This is a genomic window from Psychrobacillus sp. FSL K6-1464 (genome assembly GCF_038003145.1).
Lineage (GTDB): Bacteria > Bacillota > Bacilli > Bacillales_A > Planococcaceae > Psychrobacillus > Psychrobacillus psychrotolerans.
In genome coordinates, this window is sequence record NZ_JBBOOP010000001.1 from 3,223,629 (window position 1) to 3,241,809 (window position 18,181).

General features: G+C 42.5%; 13 protein-coding genes, 7 tRNA genes and 4 rRNA genes. All 24 read right to left on the bottom strand.

Going from position 1 to position 18,181, the window contains the following annotated elements; genetic code table 11:
- Nucleotides 1-75 precede the first annotated feature (75 nt).
- Nucleotides 76-1,629 (bottom strand): 16S ribosomal RNA (locus tag MKX39_RS16350).
- Between the two features lie 975 nt (nt 1,630-2,604).
- Nucleotides 2,605-2,720 (bottom strand): 5S ribosomal RNA (rrf, locus tag MKX39_RS16355).
- A 107-nt stretch (nt 2,721-2,827) separates the two neighbouring features.
- Nucleotides 2,828-5,756: ribosomal RNA gene (locus MKX39_RS16360) — 23S ribosomal RNA — on the bottom strand.
- 195 nt (nt 5,757-5,951) lie between these two features.
- Nucleotides 5,952-7,505 (bottom strand): 16S ribosomal RNA (locus MKX39_RS16365).
- The 16S, 23S and 5S rRNA genes sit together here with 7 tRNA genes alongside, the layout of an rRNA operon.
- Before the next feature lie 157 nt (nt 7,506-7,662).
- Nucleotides 7,663-7,736, bottom strand: a tRNA-Gly gene (locus MKX39_RS16370).
- A gap of 28 nt (nt 7,737-7,764) precedes the next feature.
- Nucleotides 7,765-7,851, bottom strand: a tRNA-Leu gene (locus MKX39_RS16375).
- Between the two features lie 64 nt (nt 7,852-7,915).
- A tRNA-Lys gene (locus tag MKX39_RS16380) sits at nt 7,916-7,988 on the bottom strand.
- A gap of 5 nt (nt 7,989-7,993) precedes the next feature.
- Nucleotides 7,994-8,068, bottom strand: a tRNA-Gln gene (locus MKX39_RS16385).
- A gap of 3 nt (nt 8,069-8,071) precedes the next feature.
- Nucleotides 8,072-8,147 (bottom strand) — tRNA-Asp (locus MKX39_RS16390).
- A gap of 34 nt (nt 8,148-8,181) precedes the next feature.
- A tRNA-Glu gene (locus MKX39_RS16395) sits at nt 8,182-8,253 on the bottom strand.
- Nucleotides 8,254-8,257: 4 nt separating this feature from the next.
- Nucleotides 8,258-8,332: transfer RNA gene (locus tag MKX39_RS16400), tRNA-Asn, on the bottom strand.
- An 80-nt stretch (nt 8,333-8,412) separates the two neighbouring features.
- Complete coding sequence (locus tag MKX39_RS16405) at nt 8,413-8,883, bottom strand: SprT family protein (protein WP_340770533.1); 471 nt, start codon at nt 8,881-8,883, stop codon at nt 8,413-8,415.
- 65 nt (nt 8,884-8,948) lie between these two features.
- A complete protein-coding gene (locus MKX39_RS16410; protein WP_340770535.1) occupies nt 8,949-11,114 on the bottom strand; it encodes a Tex family protein in 2,166 nt (721 codons plus the stop codon).
- Nucleotides 11,115-11,199: 85 nt separating this feature from the next.
- The gene (locus MKX39_RS16415; protein ID WP_093537584.1) at nt 11,200-11,796 is read right to left on the bottom strand and encodes a PP2C family serine/threonine-protein phosphatase; all 597 of its coding nucleotides are present in this window, start codon (nt 11,794-11,796) and stop codon (nt 11,200-11,202) included.
- Entirely contained in the window at nt 11,793-12,578 is a 786-nt protein-coding gene (gene sigB / locus MKX39_RS16420) for an RNA polymerase sigma factor SigB (RefSeq protein ID WP_093537583.1), read from the bottom strand. The genes MKX39_RS16415 and sigB overlap by 4 nt, the downstream gene beginning before the upstream one ends.
- The gene (rsbW, locus tag MKX39_RS16425; RefSeq protein ID WP_093537582.1) at nt 12,556-13,026 is read right to left on the bottom strand and encodes an anti-sigma B factor RsbW; all 471 of its coding nucleotides are present in this window, start codon (nt 13,024-13,026) and stop codon (nt 12,556-12,558) included. The genes sigB and rsbW overlap by 23 nt, the downstream gene beginning before the upstream one ends.
- Nucleotides 13,013-13,360 (bottom strand): anti-sigma factor antagonist, encoded by a 348-nt coding sequence (locus MKX39_RS16430; protein ID WP_093537581.1) that lies wholly within the window; start codon nt 13,358-13,360, stop codon nt 13,013-13,015. Before MKX39_RS16430 ends, rsbW begins: the two co-directional genes overlap by 14 nt.
- A gap of 87 nt (nt 13,361-13,447) precedes the next feature.
- Nucleotides 13,448-14,446, bottom strand: coding sequence for a PP2C family protein-serine/threonine phosphatase (locus MKX39_RS16435; RefSeq protein ID WP_093537580.1), 999 nt, complete (start codon nt 14,444-14,446; stop codon nt 13,448-13,450).
- A gap of 15 nt (nt 14,447-14,461) precedes the next feature.
- Complete coding sequence (locus MKX39_RS16440) at nt 14,462-14,863, bottom strand: anti-sigma regulatory factor (protein ID WP_093537579.1); 402 nt, start codon at nt 14,861-14,863, stop codon at nt 14,462-14,464.
- A 3-nt stretch (nt 14,864-14,866) separates the two neighbouring features.
- Entirely contained in the window at nt 14,867-15,229 is a 363-nt protein-coding gene (locus MKX39_RS16445; RefSeq protein ID WP_093537578.1) for an STAS domain-containing protein, read from the bottom strand.
- Nucleotides 15,229-16,056 (bottom strand): STAS domain-containing protein, encoded by an 828-nt coding sequence (locus MKX39_RS16450; protein WP_340764572.1) that lies wholly within the window; start codon nt 16,054-16,056, stop codon nt 15,229-15,231. Before MKX39_RS16450 ends, MKX39_RS16445 begins: the two co-directional genes overlap by 1 nt.
- 240 nt (nt 16,057-16,296) lie before the next feature.
- A complete protein-coding gene (locus MKX39_RS16455) occupies nt 16,297-16,647 on the bottom strand; it encodes a type II toxin-antitoxin system PemK/MazF family toxin (RefSeq protein ID WP_093537576.1) in 351 nt (116 codons plus the stop codon).
- Nucleotides 16,648-16,651: 4 nt separating this feature from the next.
- On the bottom strand, nt 16,652-16,933 hold the full coding sequence (locus MKX39_RS16460) for a transcriptional regulator (protein WP_245762718.1): 282 nt from the start codon (nt 16,931-16,933) through the stop codon (nt 16,652-16,654).
- Nucleotides 16,934-17,066: 133 nt separating this feature from the next.
- On the bottom strand, nt 17,067-18,173 hold the full coding sequence (gene alr, locus MKX39_RS16465) for an alanine racemase (protein WP_340770537.1): 1,107 nt from the start codon (nt 18,171-18,173) through the stop codon (nt 17,067-17,069).
- Between the last annotated feature and the right edge of the window lie 8 nt (nt 18,174-18,181).

Here is an 18,181-nt window from a genome sequence, read left to right on the forward strand (position 1 = left end):
TAAAATGAACATTCAAAACTGAACTGCAAAACGTTAAGATACGAATAAAGATTCGTATTCCGATATTATCCTTAGAAAGGAGGTGATCCAGCCGCACCTTCCGATACGGCTACCTTGTTACGACTTCACCCCAATCATCTGTCCCACCTTCGGCGGCTGGCTCCCGTAAGGGTTACCCCACCGACTTCGGGTGTTACAAACTCTCGTGGTGTGACGGGCGGTGTGTACAAGGCCCGGGAACGTATTCACCGTGGCATGCTGATCCACGATTACTAGCGATTCCGGCTTCATGTAGGCGAGTTGCAGCCTACAATCCGAACTGAGAACGGTTTTATGGGATTTGCTCACCCTCGCGGGGTTGCGACCCTCTGTACCGTCCATTGTAGCACGTGTGTAGCCCAGGTCATAAGGGGCATGATGATTTGACGTCATCCCCACCTTCCTCCGGTTTATCACCGGCAGTCACCTTAGAGTGCCCAACTGAATGCTGGCAACTAAGATCAAGGGTTGCGCTCGTTGCGGGACTTAACCCAACATCTCACGACACGAGCTGACGACAACCATGCACCACCTGTCACCGCTGTCCCCGAAGGGAAAAGCCTATCTCTAGGCCGGTCAGCGGGATGTCAAGACCTGGTAAGGTTCTTCGCGTTGCTTCGAATTAAACCACATGCTCCACCGCTTGTGCGGGCCCCCGTCAATTCCTTTGAGTTTCAGTCTTGCGACCGTACTCCCCAGGCGGAGTGCTTAATGCGTTAGCTGCAGCACTAAGGGGCGGAAACCCCCTAACACTTAGCACTCATCGTTTACGGCGTGGACTACCAGGGTATCTAATCCTGTTTGCTCCCCACGCTTTCGCGCCTCAGCGTCAGTTACAGACCAGAAAGCCGCCTTCGCCACTGGTGTTCCTCCAAATCTCTACGCATTTCACCGCTACACTTGGAATTCCGCTTTCCTCTTCTGTACTCAAGTCCCCCAGTTTCCAATGACCTTCCACGGTTGAGCCGTGGGATTTCACATCAGACTTAAAGGACCGCCTGCGCGCGCTTTACGCCCAATAATTCCGGACAACGCTTGCCACCTACGTATTACCGCGGCTGCTGGCACGTAGTTAGCCGTGGCTTTCTAATGAGGTACCGTCAAGGTACGAGCAGTTACTCTCGTACTTGTTCTTCCCTCACAACAGAGTTTTACGATCCGAAAACCTTCTTCACTCACGCGGCATTGCTCCATCAGACTTTCGTCCATTGTGGAAGATTCCCTACTGCTGCCTCCCGTAGGAGTCTGGGCCGTGTCTCAGTCCCAGTGTGGCCGATCACCCTCTCAGGTCGGCTACGCATCGTCGCCTTGGTGAGCCGTTACCTCACCAACTAGCTAATGCGCCGCGGGCCCATCCTGTAGTGACAGCCGAAACCGTCTTTTAACATCTCCCCATGAGAGGAAATGGATTATTCGGTATTAGCCCCGGTTTCCCGGAGTTATCCCAATCTACAGGGCAGGTTGCCCACGTGTTACTCACCCGTCCGCCGCTAAATCAGAAGAAGCAAGCTTCTTCGTCATTCGCTCGACTTGCATGTATTAGGCATGCCGCCAGCGTTCGTCCTGAGCCAGGATCAAACTCTCCATAATAGTTCACTTCCAGTATGCAGAGCACATTGAAAGCGAACAAATTAGAACTAGTTTAAAAGCTCATTTTGTTTTGCTGGCATCATCATTAAATGATGTCCAAAATTGTTTTGCTATCATCCTAACAAGTTAGTTGAAAGCTATGTTTCTTAACGTTTTGCATGTTCAGTTTTCAATGTTCATGTTGTTGTGATGTCGTTTCGACAACTTATATATCATATCAATTCCTGATGTGATTGTCAACAACTTTTTAAAATTGTTTTTGTTTGTTTAACGTCACTTGTTAAAGTGACAACTTGATAACTATACCACTTATAATGGTAGTTGGCAAGGTCTTTTCGTATTTTCTTTTAGAATTCTATATTTTATACAAGGACAGCTATGTTTCACTCCTGTTCCTACTATATAAAAGGGGTTTATTTAAGGGAACTACCCTCCTTTTCAATTCCAACTGTTATATCATCTCCAGTTAACGAAAGGTATACTCTCCGTCCGCAGCTTTTCTATTTCCTTTTTGCAGATCATCTTACATACCTTCTTATAGAGCTAAACAGTCTTCTACTTTCGTATATTAAATAAAATTAATCCCCAATAGTTAAATACCAATAGATCCTTTAAGGTATAAATTAGGTTTATTTAATCCCTTACTTTTTCATTTAATTAACACTAGAGTCTTAACCTAAATTAATCATATTTATTCCAAATTCTTATACAAAAAAATTCCCTAATGTCTGACTCCGCTACAAATCTTTTAGAACCCCGTGACGCCCTATTCTCACTGGTAGAAACCTCCAACTACCATTGGCGCTAGATCTTAACTTCTGTTCCTGCCAGATTTCTCCGGCAGCTGCACTCGAACTCTTCGTTTCTCAACTTGCTCGTACACTTTCTTATATAGTAACTGCCTTCGGCTTATTTTTTCAGTAAACAAAAAAAGAAGTCGTTACCGATATAACTCGGTAACGACTTCTTTTTGGTGCCCAGCGACGTCCTACTCTCACAGGGGGAAACCCCCAACTACCATCGGCGCTGAAGAGCTTAACTTCCGTGTTCGGTATGGGAACGGGTGTGACCTCTTCGCCATCATCACTAGACTCTTCGGCTTCCAATTTACAGCGCATTGCGTGTATCTTGAAATCCTTATAAATAGAGTGCTTGTTCACTCAAAACTGGATAAACGACATTGTTACGTTAAACAAATTTGGTTAAGTCCTCGATCGATTAGTATTCGTCAGCTGCACGTGTCGCCACGCTTCCACCCCGAACCTATCTACCTCATCGTCTTTGAGGGATCTTACTTACTTGCGTAATGGGAAATCTCATCTTGAGGGGGGCTTCGTGCTTAGATGCTTTCAGCACTTATCCCGTCCACACATAGCTACCCAGCGATGCTCTTGGCAGAACAACTGGTACACCAGCGGTGTGTCCATCCCGGTCCTCTCGTACTAAGGACAGCTCCTCTCAAATTTCCTACGCCCACGACGGATAGGGACCGAACTGTCTCACGACGTTCTGAACCCAGCTCGCGTACCGCTTTAATGGGCGAACAGCCCAACCCTTGGGACCGACTACAGCCCCAGGATGCGATGAGCCGACATCGAGGTGCCAAACCTCCCCGTCGATGTGGACTCTTGGGGGAGATAAGCCTGTTATCCCCGGGGTAGCTTTTATCCGTTGAGCGATGGCCCTTCCATGCGGAACCACCGGATCACTAAGCCCGTCTTTCGACCCTGCTCGACTTGTAGGTCTCGCAGTCAAGCTCCCTTCTGCCTTTACACTCTTCGAATGATTTCCAACCATTCTGAGGGAACCTTTGGGCGCCTCCGTTACACTTTAGGAGGCGACCGCCCCAGTCAAACTACCCGCCTGACACTGTCTCCTACCCGGGTTACGGGTATGGGTTAGAATTTCAATACAACCAGGGCAGTATCCCACCGACGCCTCCTCCGAAGCTGGCGCTCCGGGCTCTAAGGCTCCTGCCTATCCTGTACAAGTTGCACCAAAATTCAATATCAAGCTATAGTAAAGCTCCACGGGGTCTTTCCGTCCTGTCGCGGGTAACCTGCATCTTCACAGGTACTATAATTTCACCGAGTCTCTCGTTGAGACAGTGCCCAGATCGTTACGCCTTTCGTGCGGGTCGGAACTTACCCGACAAGGAATTTCGCTACCTTAGGACCGTTATAGTTACGGCCGCCGTTTACTGGGGCTTCAATTCGCACCTTCGCTTGCGCTAAGCACTCCTCTTAACCTTCCAGCACCGGGCAGGCGTCAGCCCATATACTTCACCTTACGGTTTTGCATAGACCTGTGTTTTTGCTAAACAGTCGCCTGGGCCTATTCACTGCGGCTCTTCTAGGCTATGAACCCAAAAGAGCACCCCTTCTCCCGAAGTTACGGGGTCATTTTGCCGAGTTCCTTAACGAGAGTTCTCTCGCTCACCTTAGGATTCTCTCCTCGACTACCTGTGTCGGTTTGCGGTACGGGCACCTTTCACCTCGCTAGAGGCTTTTCTTGGCAGTGTGAAATCAGGAACTCTAGACATACGTCCTCGCCATCACAGCTCAATGTTAAAGAATGCGGATTTGCCTACATTCACACCTTACTGCTTGGACATGCATAACCAACAGCATGCTTACCCTATCCTTCTGCGTCCCCCCATTACTCAAACGGTGGTTTGGTGGTACAGGAATATCAACCTGTTATCCATCGCCTACGCCTATCGGCCTCGGCTTAGGTCCCGACTAACCCTGAGCGGACGAGCCTTCCTCAGGAAACCTTAGTCATACGGTGGACGGGATTCTCACCCGTCTTTCGCTACTCATACCGGCATTCTCACTTCTAAGCGCTCCACCAGTCCTTCCGGTCTGACTTCAACGCCCTTAGAACGCTCTCCTACCACTGATACCAAAGGTATCAATCCACAGCTTCGGTGATTTGTTTAGCCCCGATACATTTTCGGCGCAGCGTCACTCGACCAGTGAGCTATTACGCACTCTTTAAATGATGGCTGCTTCTAAGCCAACATCCTGGTTGTCTAAGCAACGCCACATCCTTTTCCACTTAACAAATACTTTGGGACCTTAGCTGGTGGTCTGGGCTGTTTCCCTCTTGACTACGGATCTTATCACTCGCAGTCTGACTCCCAAACATAAATCATTGGCATTCGGAGTTTGTCTGAATTCGGTAACCCGGGATGGGCCCCTAGTCCAAACAGTGCTCTACCTCCAAGATTCTAACGTTTGAGGCTAGCCCTAAAGCTATTTCGGAGAGAACCAGCTATCTCCAGGTTCGATTGGAATTTCTCCGCTACCCACACCTCATCCCCGCACTTTTCAACGTGCGTGGGTTCGGACCTCCAGTAAGTGTTACCTTACCTTCATCCTGGACATGGGTAGATCACCTGGTTTCGGGTCTACGACCACATACTCATTCGCCCTATTCAGACTCGCTTTCGCTGCGGCTCCGTCTTCTCGACTTAACCTTGCATGGGATCGTAACTCGCCGGTTCATTCTACAAAAGGCACGCTATCACCCATTAACGGGCTCTAACTACTTGTAGGCACACGGTTTCAGGATCTATTTCACTCCCCTTCCGGGGTGCTTTTCACCTTTCCCTCACGGTACTGGTTCACTATCGGTCACTAGGTAGTATTTAGCCTTGGGAGATGGTCCTCCCAGATTCCGACGGAATTTCACGTGTTCCGCCGTACTCAGGATACACTCAAGAGAGAATGAATTTTAGACTACGGGGCTTTTACCCTATCCTGCGGACCTTTCCAGATCGCTTCGTCTAACTCATTCCTTTGTAACTCTATGTAGAGTGTCCTACAACCCCAAAAGGCAAGCCTTTTGGTTTGGGCTATTCCCGTTTCGCTCGCCGCTACTCAGGGAATCGAATTTTCTTTCTCTTCCTCCAGGTACTTAGATGTTTCAGTTCCCTGGGTGTGTCTCAGATGCGCTATGTATTCACGCAAATGTACTGCTCCATTACGAACAGTGGGTTTCCCCATTCGGAAATCTCCGGATCAAAGCTCACTTACAGCTCCCCGAAGCATATCGGTGTTAGTGCCGTCCTTCGTCGACTCCTAGTGCCAAGGCATTCACCGTGCGCCCTTATTAACTTAACCTAAAAGTTAAAAAGTCTTACACGTCGTGATTACGTAAATAATCACAACAGAATTTCTTGTTGTTTATTGTTTCAATGTCGTTTTATCCAGTTTTCAAAGAACAAGAGTTGAATCTTCATATAAAATGAACATTCAAAACTGAACTGCAAAACGTTAAGATACGAATAAAGATTCGTATTCCGATATTATCCTTAGAAAGGAGGTGATCCAGCCGCACCTTCCGATACGGCTACCTTGTTACGACTTCACCCCAATCATCTGTCCCACCTTCGGCGGCTGGCTCCCGTAAGGGTTACCCCACCGACTTCGGGTGTTACAAACTCTCGTGGTGTGACGGGCGGTGTGTACAAGGCCCGGGAACGTATTCACCGTGGCATGCTGATCCACGATTACTAGCGATTCCGGCTTCATGTAGGCGAGTTGCAGCCTACAATCCGAACTGAGAACGGTTTTATGGGATTTGCTCACCCTCGCGGGGTTGCGACCCTCTGTACCGTCCATTGTAGCACGTGTGTAGCCCAGGTCATAAGGGGCATGATGATTTGACGTCATCCCCACCTTCCTCCGGTTTATCACCGGCAGTCACCTTAGAGTGCCCAACTAAATGCTGGCAACTAAGATCAAGGGTTGCGCTCGTTGCGGGACTTAACCCAACATCTCACGACACGAGCTGACGACAACCATGCACCACCTGTCACCGCTGTCCCCGAAGGGAAAAGCCTATCTCTAGGCCGGTCAGCGGGATGTCAAGACCTGGTAAGGTTCTTCGCGTTGCTTCGAATTAAACCACATGCTCCACCGCTTGTGCGGGCCCCCGTCAATTCCTTTGAGTTTCAGTCTTGCGACCGTACTCCCCAGGCGGAGTGCTTAATGCGTTAGCTGCAGCACTAAGGGGCGGAAACCCCCTAACACTTAGCACTCATCGTTTACGGCGTGGACTACCAGGGTATCTAATCCTGTTTGCTCCCCACGCTTTCGCGCCTCAGCGTCAGTTACAGACCAGAAAGCCGCCTTCGCCACTGGTGTTCCTCCAAATCTCTACGCATTTCACCGCTACACTTGGAATTCCGCTTTCCTCTTCTGTACTCAAGTCCCCCAGTTTCCAATGACCTTCCACGGTTGAGCCGTGGGATTTCACATCAGACTTAAAGGACCGCCTGCGCGCGCTTTACGCCCAATAATTCCGGACAACGCTTGCCACCTACGTATTACCGCGGCTGCTGGCACGTAGTTAGCCGTGGCTTTCTAATGAGGTACCGTCAAGGTACGAGCAGTTACTCTCGTACTTGTTCTTCCCTCACAACAGAGTTTTACGATCCGAAAACCTTCTTCACTCACGCGGCATTGCTCCATCAGACTTTCGTCCATTGTGGAAGATTCCCTACTGCTGCCTCCCGTAGGAGTCTGGGCCGTGTCTCAGTCCCAGTGTGGCCGATCACCCTCTCAGGTCGGCTACGCATCGTCGCCTTGGTGAGCCGTTACCTCACCAACTAGCTAATGCGCCGCGGGCCCATCCTGTAGTGACAGCCGAAACCGTCTTTTAACATCTCCCCATGAGAGGAAATGGATTATTCGGTATTAGCCCCGGTTTCCCGGAGTTATCCCAATCTACAGGGCAGGTTGCCCACGTGTTACTCACCCGTCCGCCGCTAAATCAGAAGAAGCAAGCTTCTTCGTCATTCGCTCGACTTGCATGTATTAGGCATGCCGCCAGCGTTCGTCCTGAGCCAGGATCAAACTCTCCATAATAGAGAACTTAAAAAGCTCAATTTGTTTTGCTGGCATCATCATTAAATGATGTCAAAAATTGTTTTGCTATCATACTAACTAAGTTAGTTGAAAGCTATGTTTCTTAACGTTTTGCATGTTCAGTTTTCAATGTTCAATATTCAATGATATTAAATAATGGAGCGGGTGAAGAGAATCGAACTCTCATCATCAGCTTGGAAGGCTGAGGTTTTACCACTAAACTACACCCGCATTAATTTTTGTTAAATTGTTATGTGACTGGTGCGGCCGAGAGGACTTGAACCTCCACGGGGTTATCCCCCACTAGGCCCTCAACCTAGCGCGTCTGCCGTTCCGCCACGACCGCTTAGTACTTAACAGAACAAGGTTGATTATACTCTCGAACACCTTAAATGTCAACAACAATTTGATGAGCCATGTAGGATTCGAACCTACGACCCTCTGATTAAAAGTCAGATGCTCTACCAACTGAGCTAATGGCTCAAAAATGGCTGGGGTACCTGGATTCGAACCAGGGCATGATGGAATCAAAATCCATTGCCTTACCGCTTGGCTATACCCCAACATGGCGGTCCCGACCGGGATCGAACCGGCGATCTCCTGCGTGACAGGCAGGCATGTTAACCGCTACACCACGGGACCGTTGAAAATACAAAGTAATAAATACAAATGGTAATGACCCCTACGGGATTCGAACCCGTGTTACCGCCGTGAAAGGGCGGTGTCTTAACCGCTTGACCAAGGGGCCATAATGGCTCCGAAGGTAGGACTCGAACCTACGACCAATCGATTAACAGTCGATTGCTCTACCACTGAGCTACTTCGGAATAACTTTTGTCGTTTTGTTTTACTCGACTTTTTCTATTATAGAGAGGGTTTTGCAAAACGTCAACTACTTTTTGATAATTTATTTAAGATTTTCAAAAGAAACTAACATTAGGTCTCCAAAACACTTGCCACAACGGTATTTCCTAGTATTTAAACGAATTTTCCGATTATATGAAAGAGAGCATTTTACACATTTATATGTATATCTCTTTTTACTTTTCCGGACATTTCTCTCCACTAAAGTAGAACAGAATCTAGGTGAGTTTGTTATTTTAAGTAACTCCCTAAAGTCAGTATCTCTATGCTGATAGCCTTTTCCTTCTATATGTAAGTGATAATGACAAAGCTCATGTTTGATCACGCCTAGCAATTCATCCATTCCGTACTTTTCGAAAACTAGCGGATTCACTTCTATATTGTGCGATCTCAACATATACCTTCCACCAGTTGTTCTAAGTCTTTTGTTGAAATATGCTTTATGTTGAAATTGTTTCCCAAAGACTTCGTTTGATACATGACTTACTAGTTCGTGTAATTTTTCATCAGACATATTATCTCCCCCCTATTTAAAAAGAGGTTGTCCAGTGGCATATCTCCATTGGACAACTCTATTCTTTACACTTGTTGTTCTGGAGGAAGCATCGTTAATGCAATCCTTCCTTTGTTGGCATCAAACTGTTCTACCCAGACAGTAACTATATCTCCAAGGGAGACAACATCTAAGGGATGTTTGACAAAGCCTTTTTTTAGTTTAGAAATATGAACTAGGCCATCTTGTTTTACACCAATATCTACAAATGCACCGAAGTCTACTACATTTCTTACTGTTCCTTGTAACTCCATTCCTGTTTTTAAGTCCTCTAATTTGAGTACATCTTTTTTCAGGATTGGCTGCGGGAATGCTTCACGAGGGTCACGCGCTGGTTTGATCAATGTATCTACAATATCCTTTAATGTGATCTCCCCTATTTCTAACTCTCTACTTACTTCTTCTATAGAAATTTTCTTTAATGCCTCTTCTGCTTCTTTTGTGCCTATTTGCGTCTTCTTAAGTCCTGCAATTTCCAGTACCTGCTCCGCTCCCTTATAACTTTCAGGGTGGATTCCTGTTGCATCAAACGGATTTTTTGCATCTGGTACGCGTAAAAACCCAATTGCTTGTTCATAAGTTTTGGCTCCAAGGCGTGGGATTTTCTTAAGTTGTGCTCGCGAAGTAAACCTCCCTTGCTCGTTTCTCATATTCACCACGTTTTCTGCAACTGTTTTTGACAACCCTGAGACGTATTGTAAAAGGGAAGCAGATGCAGTATTTACATTTACGCCAACTTGGTTAACCGCAGTTTCTACTATAAAGGATAAGGAATCGGATAATTTCTTTTGCGAAACGTCATGTTGGTATTGTCCTACTCCTACCGCTTTTGGATCTATCTTCACTAATTCCGCCAAAGGATCCTGCAATCTTCTTGCAATAGATACCGCACTTCTCTGCTCTACTTGTAAGTCAGGAAACTCATTACGTGCTGTTTCAGATGCTGAATACACACTGGCACCCGCTTCATTTACTATTACATATGCTACCTCGCCCTCTACCTCTTTCAAACAGTCCACAATGAATTGTTCTGTTTCGCGAGAAGCGGTACCATTTCCGATAGCTATTAAAGAAATAGGATAGTTTTTTAAGTAAGCAAGTACTTTTTTCTTGGAACCCTCCAAATCCATTTTAGGCGCATGTGGATAAATAGCCGATACTTCTAGCAGTTTTCCTGTATCATCTACAACCGCTAATTTACACCCAGTACGATAAGCTGGATCGACACCTAGAATTACTTTTCCCTTTAATGGTTGTTGCAATAGTAGGTTCCTTAGGTTTTCAGAGAATATGTGAATAGCCTGGGCTTCCGCTTTTTCTGTAAGCTCTGCTCGAATCTCTCGTTCAACAGAAGGCTGGATTAGTCGTTTGTATGAGTCTTCTACCGCCAATTCAATTTGTTCCACTGCATCACTAGAGGATGGTTTAATCCAATGTGTTTTCATCACATTAGCTGCTTTCTCCATAGGAACTTGAAGAGCAACTTTTAAGATATCTTCTTTTTCCCCTCGGTTTACCGCTAATATACGATGAGGAACTATCTTTTTTACAGGTTCTTCGTACTCATAATACATTTCAAACACATTCTTTTCATCTAGCTCTGCCTTTTTGACCGATGTAATAATTTTACCGTCCGCACGGGTAATATTACGGATTTGCTCTCTTATTTTCGCATCATCAGCGAATTGCTCAGCTAGGATATCTCTAGCTCCAAGTAATGCATCCTCTACTGAAAGAACTTCTAGTTCTTCATTTAAATAACCTTCTGCTAACTTAGAAATGGATTCTTTAGGGAAAGTCATGATGAGAGCCGCCAAAGGTTCTAATCCTTTTTCCTTTGCAATAGTAGCCTTTGTTCTACGTTTTTGCTTATATGGTCGATATAAATCTTCTAATCGTTGCAATACCGTCGCATTATTAATAGAAACAGTTAACTCTTCGGTTAGTTTACCTTGCTCTTCAATTAAGCGAAGGATCTCTTCTTTTCTTTGTTCCAACTGCTGTATGTAATTATACCGATCTTCAACGGCTTTAATTTGGACTTCATCTAAAGAGCCTGTTTGTTCTTTTCTATATCGTGCTATAAAAGGAACGGTATTTCCCTCTTCTAGTAATTTTATAACTTGTTCAGCTTGTGATGATTTAACACCTGTATCTTTTGAAACAAGTTGGAGCATTTTCTTTATTTCCAATATGAACACGTCCTTTCTTTATAGTACTCAGTTTATCATATTTGTTACCTTCTAGAAAAAGCCAAACAAAAAAGCTTACCCTATATTAGAGTAAGCTTCCTACTATAAACGTTGAGTCGTCGCCATGTTCAATTTCTTTAAAAATCGTTTCATAGAGACATTCCGCATTCGAGGCATTTTTTATAGTGGATTTCGGACTTTTCATCACAACCCCGTCTGAGTGAAGCATGAACAAATCATTTTTTTCACAGGCATATGTTTGGGTATTAATCTTTTGCTTTCTGCCTGATAAGTAGCCCATAACGGGTAGAGGATAAATCATTTTATCGGTAGAGCGTTTATACATATAAAACTTCACATTACCAACACAGCTATAGGATATAGTTTGATGTTTATAATCTATTTTAACTATCGCTACTGCTGCACCTCTCTTACTAACCATTAACTCGTTGCAACGTAGTAGTAATTCATCTAATGTTTCTTCTTTATATTCCTCTAGAATCTTCGGGATAATATCTGCAGACTCTTTAGCCACAGGTCCATTTCCCAACCCATCTGCTATAGCACAAAGCATAAACTCATCTGTCTTTGTAATATAATAAGTATCTCCAGATTCTAGATTTCCACTTTTGGCTTCTTGGTATACAAACAAATCTACTTTGTCATCTGAAAAATTCATCATTTAACTACTTCACCTGACAATAAAATGGCCTCCTGTAATTTCTTTATAGCCTTTCGTTGAATCCTAGATACATGCATTTGGGATATACCTAGACGATCTCCTGTTTCTTTTTGACTAAGCTGCTCCATGTATGTAAGTTGAATGATTTCTTTCTCTCGATCTGATAATACATTTAATGCATTAGCAACAAGTAAGCGTTGATCTGTTTTCTCGTATTCGCCATCTGCTTTACCAATAACATCAAATAACGTAATGGTACTACCGTCTGAGTCAGATTCAAGTGAATGATCCATAGATAATGCCTGATAACTTTTACCCATTTCCATGGCCTCAAGCACGTCTTCTACTTCAACACCTAGAAAATCAGCGATTTCCGGAATAATAGGAGAACGTTGGAATTCCACTGTTAGTGTTTCCACTGCTACTCGGATTCGTGGTCCAAGTTCTTTTATCCTTCTTGGAACATGTACAGCCCAAGTTTTATCTCTTAAAAAGCGTTTTATCTCTCCGATAATGGTAGGGATAGCAAAAGCTTCAAAGTTTTTTCCGAATGATGGATCATATCTTCGGATAGCTCCAAGAAGACCAAGCATGCCGACTTGGGCGATATCCTCATGATGCGATTTACCATTAGAATATTTTCGAGCAATGGATTCTACCAACCTAGTGTAATTCAGTACTAAGTTAGTTTGTGCCTCTTCACTTTCTGTCTCTTGATATTCTTTGATCCATCCCAATATTTTCTCTTTCGATTCTTTATTAGGAAGGGACGTGTTCGACATTTTCATCCACCTGCTCTACTCTGACATGTTTCGTCATAAATACAGTAACGCCTTCTTGGTGATGTACTTTAACCTCATCCATTAATGTCTCGATCAAATATAAACCAAGACCTCCTTCTCTCAAGAAAGATCCTTCCTCTAAATCATGATAAGGGCCGACTTTTGCTTTCGTTTCTTCAAAGTCAAAACTTTTACCATGATCCGCTACCATAATTTCTATTTTTTCATCGTATAATGCACAGCCAATAACCACTTCGCCTTCCTCATTATCCGCATATGCATGTTGGACTGCATTTGTAATCGCTTCACTTGCAGCTATTTTTAAGTCTTCGATATCATCATACGTAAATCCGATACGATTGGCCAAACCAGAAATTGTGAGGCGAGCAACGCTAACATATTGAGGCTTTGCAGGCACCCGAATTTCAACATAATCAAACGGTTTCATCTATTTTCACCTCTTCATCTCTAGCCTGTATATCCATAATTTCCACTAAACCAGTAATATCAAATAAGCGCTTCAATCTAGATGAAAGTCCCGTTAACTCCATATGACCATTTGCAGCTATGACGCTCTTATAAAAGCCCACAAAAACACCTAGTCCCGTACTATCCATATAGGAAACATCTTGTAAATTCAATTCAACATGTATATTATCCTGTAAGGTTACCTCTGCAAGTTTCTCTCTTAAAATCGGCGCTGTAAAAGCATCGATTTCACCACCAATTAATCCTTTAATATGCAATTCAGCTATCGTTTGTAATTCAACTGAAATATTCATTTTTATTCCCCCGTTTTCGCTATATATAGTCCATTATCTATTGTCTATAGTCTCTATACCACAAAGCAGTTATTAATAAACCTCAAATTACTTCTTTTTGAAAATAACGAGTGTGAAATCATCTCGTTGTTCAAACTCCTGTAATTCCTCAAGCTTGTGAAACACATATTCCACCATATCTTGAGCAGATTGATCTCTTACGCTTTCAATAATATCCATCACGGTTTTTTGGTCAATGAATCCCTCTTTTGAACGGCATTCAGTTACACCATCAGTCATCATAACGACAAAATCGTCTTTTCCTAAAGAAATAGAGTGTTGTTCGTATTTAACATTGGGAATTACCCCTAACAATAATCCCTTTGCTTGTAGTTCTGAAAAACTATTAGACTTAGCACAATAAAATAAAGGTGGCTCATGTCCTGCAGAGGCATATGTAAATACACTTGTAGAAGTATCATAAGTTCCATAAAACATGGAGATGAACATCGAATCACTTACACTTTTCTCAACAATTCGATTGATGACATCTAGTACAACAATGGGTTCAGTTTCTGCTCCATTTAAACTATCCATCCCATACTTAATCATGGACATGCATAGGGCAGCTGGAATCCCTTTACCGATTACATCTGCAACGGCAATACCTACTGTAGTATCATCATTTAGAAAATGCGTGTAATCCCCATTCATTTCTTTTGCAGGAACAGAGATCATCCCTATATCTAAACTGTTCATCTCTGGCACTTTAGTTTTCAACAACGTTTGTTGAACATTAGAAGCCAGCTCCATTTCCATTCTAAAGTTTTCCTGTTTTTTAATTAGGGTCTGGTGTTCTTTTAGTGCAAGTCCATATCTAATCATCACTTCTATTAATAAATCAAAAGAATGCCAAACATTATTTGGCAATTCAGGCATAAGCTCTTCTAAAGAAGCCTTATGTATACTTATAACTTCCTCTGGAGAAATATTCTTTTGGATAAGTTGTCTACTGAAGTTTTGACCTTCATACAAATTATGTTCTGTTTGTCTTTGTGTATATTGCTCTAAAATCTCTCTGTATTGTCTCTTAAATTCTTGAGGCATACTTTGAATTACCTCCTATCTTAATAACTTAGATGCACTAATAGTGGTACCTTCTCCTAGGACAGTTTCAATTTTGAAATCGTCCATTAGTCGCTTTACTCCTGGAAGGCCGGCACCTAAACCACCTGATGTCGTATATCCATCTTCCATGACTTTACGAACATCTGCAATTCCTGGTCCTTTATCAGATGCAATGACAAGCAGACCTTTTAGGTTGCCATCAGTAATTTGTCTAATTTCTATTTTACCTTTACCAGCATATAAGTATATATTCCGAGCGAGTTCACTAATCGCTGTTGTGATTCTTGCTTGGTCAACTGTACCGAAGCCTACATCCTTCGCTTCATTTCTACCAAGTTGCCTTGCAGCAACGATATCCCACTCAGTTATTATATCAACAGAAGACCTTAAGTTCATGGACTAGTCCTCCAATTCTCGTTCTAATTTTTCCAATCCATTTTCTAAGTCTAGGGCCGTAACTACATTTTCGAGTCTAATGCCTAATTCTATGAGAGTAATAGCTACCGCAGGTTGAATACCTGTAATTACTACCTTCGCACCCATTAGACCCGACATACTGATTACATCTCCCAATACTTTTGCGATGAATGAGTCTATAAAATCTATTGGTGTAAGATCAAGCACTACTCCTCTTGCAGATGTTGTATGAAGCTTATCAAGTAAATCTTCTTGAAAAGAAAGAGCAGTTTGATCATCTAACTCCCACTGAATGGAAACGATTAAACAATCTCTCAATTTTAAAATAGGTATTCTTGTCATCATTATGCTTCCACCTCTACTATTGCTCGATTTGTTAAAGCCAGGGCTTGTTCAACGCCTTTTTGTAAAGTACTTGTTGTTGTAAAATCATTTAAGTTTATACCTAGTGTAACAATAGTTTGCGCAATTTCCGGACGGATTCCGACTAGCATACATTTAGCTCCGACTAATCGGACGGCATCTGCTGCTTGAATAATATGATGCGCAACCATCGTATCTACTACTGGGACGCCTGTAATGTCTAGCAACACAACTTCTGCACGATGCTTTACAACTCCCTGTAGAAGATTTTCCATTATTAGCTTTGCTCGTTCCGTATCAATTGTACCTACTAGAGGCATTACGGAAATTTTTTCGAAGACAGGTATTAAGGAAGCAGACAGTTCTTGTAGAGCAATCTTTTGTAGACTCACCGTTTTTTCCCACACTACCGAATAGGCATCTACAATGCTGTGATTCAAAGGAATAATCCAATTATTTAATATTTCTCTATAGGATTGGAAATTACCTTCATCTAAGTTCTCTACATCGTCCATTTTTTCATAGATAATTTCTGTGAAATTGGTTAAGGCTTTTAAAACAAATGAGATTGACCATCCATAATGTACAATTTGAACGGAAAAATCATTTAACTTGGCCGTATATGTATCGCGGTCTTCCGTTAGACTTGAAATCATTAACTCTCCGAATTCACGAACTGTATTATCCACTATTCTATTAGACATAATCTGGAAGAAACGATCATCCTTCTCTTCCTCCATTTTTATTCTCCACTTTTCTAAAATTTCATCAATATTATCGTGAATATACGAAGCAATTCTGCTATTCATTGTTTTACATACATCTCCTCGTTGAATATTAGTAATTATATTGTACAGAATTTCATCTAACATTACATCTTTTACACTTGTCCATGTTTTACCTGATTAGTGACACTACCCTGTAATATAATATTTTGCAAACCAAGTAAAGTGAATTAGTTTTACCTTCAACTCTAACTTTGTTAAAAAAATTCCTATTAAAAAACACAATGTGTTTTTGTCGGTTCCACATTGTGTTTTTACTATGTATTAAAATTTAACAATCCCTAAGCTAATCCCTAATGCATGATCTACGTCTTCCATCACGTCTTCATCTAGGTGGGTGATTTTATCCGTAAGTCTGGATTTATCAATTGTTCTTAACTGCTCCAACAAAATAACGGAATCTCGTTCAAAATCATATTCTTTTGCATTTATTTCTACATGTGTTGGTAACTTTGCCTTTTGAATTTGAGCTGTGATAGCTGCCACGATGACAGTTGGACTGAATCTATTACCGATATCATTTTGTATCACCAAAACGGGTCTGGTTCCACCTTGCTCAGACCCGATTACTGGTGATAAATCCGCAAAAAAAACGTCTCCACGTTTTACGATCAAATTTTCATCCTCCACTTACGAGTCGCTCTGTCGTATGTTGAGCTTCATACTCTGCATGTAAACACTCCGTGCAAATGGATAGATTTATATGAGACATCTCAACATAGCCTTTCTTCATCGCTTCTCTTATAAGATTTGCCTGACCATTTTTTACATATTCATTTGCTTGGACACGAACGAAACTTTCTACGCCAGTTAATGATTGTTTTACGGTTTTTACTCCTTCATTAACCAATTGATTTGGAAGCTGAATGATCGCTTCCTTTTTCTTTTTATCACTTACCACAGCAAACACCTCCGACAAAACATTTCCCTATATGACAATATACTTCATCTTACCATTTCTATAGCTTAAATAAAAGACATTAAGAGAAATGGTTAGACAATTTATGCATATAACTTTAAGTTTTGTCGAAAATCTACTTGCTATATATTCTAGGGATTCTGTTCGAGAAAGTGCAGCAAACTTCATAAGGGATAGTTTCCAATGCTTCCGCCCATTCTTCTATTAGAATCTCTTCATTTTCCTGTAAACCTAGTAATGTAACTTTTTCGCCAACCTCTACTTTTTCATCGAGCCGAATCATGCATTGATCCATACAAATTTTCCCGACGATTGGCATCTTTTTACCTTTTATCAAAACAGACTGGTTATGAAGTTTCCTTAATAGCCCATCTGCATAACCAATCGGAATTGTTGCAATCCACTCATTTGTTGGAGCTACATATGTAGCTCCGTAACCAATGGTAGAACCCTTCGTTACCTTTTTAACATGTGCAACCTCAGTGTGTAACGAAAGAGCTTTTTCTAAGGGAAACGGAAGTTCTCCATTAACCCAAGAAGACGGCGCTATTCCATACATAGATATACCAAAACGCACCGCATTCCAGTGTTGGTCAGGGTATAGTAAAGCCGCTGCACTATTAGAAGTATGAACCATTGCGGGTCTTTGCTCAAATACATTTAATAATTGTTCGAATCTGGAAACTTGTTTTCGGAATAGTGTTTGCTCCTCTTCATCAGCAGTTGCAAAATGAGTAAAAACGCCCGTAATTTGCAACCAATCTCTTTTGCTTATAAAGGCTAGTGCCTGCTGTAGCTCTGTCACTTCTGTAAAACCAATTCTACCCATTCCACTATCGATTTTTATATGAAGCTTTAAAGGAATTTGAAGATCCTTAGTAGCAAGTAACCACTCATATGAATATGCTGTAAGTGTAATGTTTTGTTTAGAAGCTTCCTCTAAAAAAGAGAGCGGAGATGTACCTATTAGAAGTATTTCCGCTTCAATACCCGCTTCCCTTAAATGTAATGCTTCTTCTGGCGTGGCAACCGCCAAAAGATTGGCTCCTGCTTTTAATGCTGCTTGCGCAACTTCAATATCTCCATGACCGTAGCCATTCGCTTTAACTACAGCAATCACGGCAGTATGTTCTGGAAGTATTTCCATGAGCCGTTTAATATTATTTTGTATAGCTTGTAAGTTTACTTTGATGAATGTAGGTCGGTATAGCTGTTGAGACATATAGTTCC